Annotated in this window: 2 protein-coding genes; both read right to left on the bottom strand. The window is 73.2% G+C overall.

The features are described 5' to 3' along the window. Positions 1 to 1,462 (bottom strand): NADH-ubiquinone oxidoreductase-F iron-sulfur binding region domain-containing protein (locus E1165_RS28230; protein ID WP_243705029.1); only part of this gene is annotated, 1,462 nt, incomplete at its 3' end. Beyond that, the gene (locus tag E1165_RS28235; RefSeq protein ID WP_243705030.1) at positions 1,459 to 3,234 is read right to left on the bottom strand and encodes a ferric reductase-like transmembrane domain-containing protein; all 1,776 of its coding nucleotides are present in this window, start codon (positions 3,232 to 3,234) and stop codon (positions 1,459 to 1,461) included. The genes E1165_RS28230 and E1165_RS28235, both read right to left, overlap by 4 nt. Between the last annotated feature and the right edge of the window lie 360 nt (positions 3,235 to 3,594).

Consider the following 3,594-nt stretch of genomic DNA (forward strand, 5'->3'; position numbering starts at 1 on the left):
CCCCCTTGCCGAACTTGTTGAAGTCGATCTTCGGCAGCTTGAAGCCGGGCGGCAGCCCCTGGTTCGCGAGATCGTTCGGGTCCATCCCGGCCGGCAGCTGCGGCATACCGCCCGGGAAGCCGCCGGGCAGCCCGGCGCCGGCGCGGGGACGCCCGCCGCCCTTCGTGCCCTTGCGCTTGTTCTTCGGGGACTTGGTCGCCTTGCGTCGTCCGCCGGGCAGGCCCATCACGCCCTTGACCCGCTTGCCGCAGCCCTCCCCGGTGGTGTGCAGCTTCAGGTCCTCGCCGAAGATCTCCATGGCCGAGAGCGCGAACCGGGACGTGCCGTCGGGGTGGCTGCACGCGCCGCGTCCCTTGACGTCACCGGCGGCGGCCCGGACGACCTCGACCGGCGCGCTGCCGGAGACGGCCAGGTCGACGGCGCGGGCCAGGTCGGGCAGGCCCCGCTTGCACGGCCCGCACTGGCCGGCGGACTCGCCGGCCAGGTAGCGGACCACCTGCGCGGCCTCGCCGAGCGGGCAGGTGTCCCTGCCGAGCGGGATGACGATGCCGGCGCCGAGGGTGCCGCCGACCGTGGCGAGGCCCTTGCGGGAGACCAGCGCCTTGTCGGCCGCCTCCGACGTGATCCATCGGCCGTGGAAGCCGCCCGTCAGGATTCCCGGCCCGTCCGGCACCTCGCACAGGTCGAGGATCTCCCGCAGTGGGGTGCCGGCGGCGCACTCGACCACGGCGGGCCGCTTGGCCTGGCCGGTCACGGTGAGCAGCACGGTGCCGGGTTCGTCGTCGGTGCCGAGCGCCGCGTACTCGTACGGGCCGAGCCGGGCGGCGATCGCGACCTGGGCGTACGTCTCGGCGTTGCACAGCAGGGTGGGCAGGTTCCGCACCCCGGAGTCGCTGGACCGCTTCTTGGTGCCGGGCGGGATGTGCGGCAAGCCGTTGATCCCGTTGACCAGCGCGCCGCCCTCACCGGAGATGAACCGGTGCGGCACGGTGACGATGCTGGTCGGCACCGGCATCCGGCGCTCCTGGAGGGCGTCGGTGAGCGAGTCCCGGCCGACGAGGTCGTCGGCCACGCAGAGCACGATCTCCTCGGCGTCGAGCGCGTACGCGGCCAGCGCCGCGCCGTCGAGGATCAGGTGCGGCGCGCGGGTGAGCAGGACCTTGTCCTTCCAGCTCGCCGGCTCGCCCTCGGTGGCGTTGACCACGACCACGGCGGGCAGGTCCTGCCGCTCGCAGGAGTCCAGCACCGCCTTGAGCTTCTTGAAGAAGGGGAAGCCCGCGCCGCCCTTGCCCTTGAGTTGGACGCTCTCGGCCAGCCGGAGCAGGTTGCTCGGTTCCATCGGCCCGATCGGGCCGTGCACCATCTCGTGTGCGACGAGGTCGAGCCGGCCGAACTCGGCGAACCCGGCGGTGAGTCGGGGCTCACCGATGCAGGCCACCGGGGGCACCTTGGTCCGCTTCACTTGGCTTCGCCCCGCAGCCCGGCCCAGTACGCTCCGTCCACCTCGGCCGCGTCGGCCCGGCCCTTGCGCCGGCCGGACCGGCTGTCGCCGGTGGCCCGCATCTTGCGCCGGGAGGCGAGGTCGACCAGGGTCGGGGTGTCGTCGACGGGCAGGTCGTCCGGGACGTACCGGGCTGGCGGACGCCAGTAGTCGGGCTCCTCGGGCACGTCCGGCTCGATGCTGTGCCGGCCGGCGGAGACCGGCTCGGCCGAGATGGGCCGGGAGCTCTCCCAGCGGCGCGGGCTGTCCCAGGGCTCCTCGGGCTCGGCGGTGCGACGCCGGGGCGACGCCGGGTAGCGGGCCGCGACATCGTCCTCGTCGAGGCGGGCGCGGCGGCCGGTGGACACGGGGCGCACGTCCTCCTCCTCCTCGTACCGGGCCCGGCGACCGGCGGACACCGGACGCACGTCCTCGTCCTCCTCGTACCGGGCGCGGCGACCCGTCGACACGGGACGCACGTCCTCGTCCTCGTCGAGGCGGGCGCGGCGGCCGGTGGACACGGGGCGCACGTCCTCGTCCTCCTCGTACCGGGCCCGGCGACCCGTCGACACGGGACGCACGTCCTCGTCCTCGTCGAGGCGGGCGCGGCGGCCGGTCGAGACCGGGCGTACGTCCTCGTCCTCGTACCGGGCGCGGCGGCTGGGCCGCTCCTCGTCGCGTACCCGCTCCACGCGCTCGGTCCGGTCGGACCGCCGGACGGCGGGTTCCCCGTCGCGCTCGCGCCGGCGCGGCGTCGGCTCCTCGACCTCACGGCGGGACCGTCCGGCGCGGGCCGGTTCGCCCAGGGTGCCGGGCTCGGGCACCACCGGCACGGTGAACCGGTCGGGGTCGCGCCGGCGGGTGGCGGTGCTCGGCGACGCCCCCCAGGACCCGGTGGCGGTGGTCTCCGCCCAACCGCTGCGGGCCCCCCGGCTCTCCTCCTCGCCCTTGCGCAGGCCGAGGCCGCCGAGCAGGATCTTGGTCTTGCTCTCCTCGCCCTTACCGGTCATCGCCGCGTTCAGCGCGGCGGCCTGGGTCTGCTCCCGGCTGCGCTTGCTGAGGTGGACGGAGAGCCGGACCAGCAGTGCGACCACCACGAGCACCACGCAGACCAGATAGCTCAGGAACACCCAGGTCGCTGGCTTACGACCGACGTTGAGACCATGGGTCAGCGCGAACGGCCAGGCGAGGTAGGCCATGGAGTGCAGCGACCGCCAGAACCACTTCGGGCCGACCCCGGCGAAGCGGACCCGGACCAGCCCGGTCCACAGGACGCTGACCATGAGGAACGCGGCGACGGTGCCGAACCCGACGTAGAGGCCGTAGCCACCGATGAACGGCACCACGGCGTCGGTGAGGCCGGCCCGGCCGATGGAGATCTTGGTGGTGATGTGGAAGACCAGGCCGGAGACGGCGACCACGCCGGTGGCGCGGTGCGCGGACTGCAGCAGCAGCCGGTGCCGGGCCTGCAACACCAGCCGGTCGGTGGCGAGCAGCCCCAGCATCACCGTCAGACTCAGCGAGACCAGGGTGACCACTCCGGCGAAGAACTCGGTGAAGACGAAGCCGTAGGCGTACATCGCCGCGCCGCTGCCGGACATCTCCATGCCCGCCCAGACCAGGCCGAACACGGACGCGGCCATCAGCGCCATCGAGGACTTGGAGACGGTCCGGACACCACGGCTGCTGGTGCTGGTACGGACGGCCTCCGCCTTCTGGTTCTGCTTTGCCCGGGCCATCTGCTCCTCGATCATGTCTCACGGCGGCACCGCCACCGGCTGACCTGCTCCCCCCTCCAGTACGCAGCCGCAGGGCTTACGGATCAGTGTCCGTGTCGAAATTTCTCGGCCTCTCTCGAACCACCACGGCTTCCGGCGCGTGTAATGCCTTCCACGGCTTCCGCCGCCTCCGGTGCCGCGCCACCCGGTGGATCCCCCGCCGAACCGAAGCCCGAGCCGTTAGAGTGGTTTTGTGCTGTTTGACCGTTTGACCTCCCGCTTCGGCCTCCGCTGGCTGGCCGTCGCGTTCGGCGCACCGGCGCTGCTCGTGCTCGCCCTGCTGGTCAACTCGGCCGTGCGCGGCACCGGCGAGGCCCCGGCGACCCAGCCCGTACC

Origin of the sequence: Micromonospora sp. KC723, from assembly GCF_004348595.1 — a bacterium.
In the GTDB taxonomy this organism is placed as follows: domain Bacteria; phylum Actinomycetota; class Actinomycetes; order Mycobacteriales; family Micromonosporaceae; genus Micromonospora.

Excerpts from the sequence above, each read along its gene's own strand:
- E1165_RS28235 (WP_243705030.1), bottom strand. The coding sequence starts at position 3,234 with ATGATCGAGGAGCAGATGGCCCGGGCAAAGCAGAACCAGAAGGCGGAG.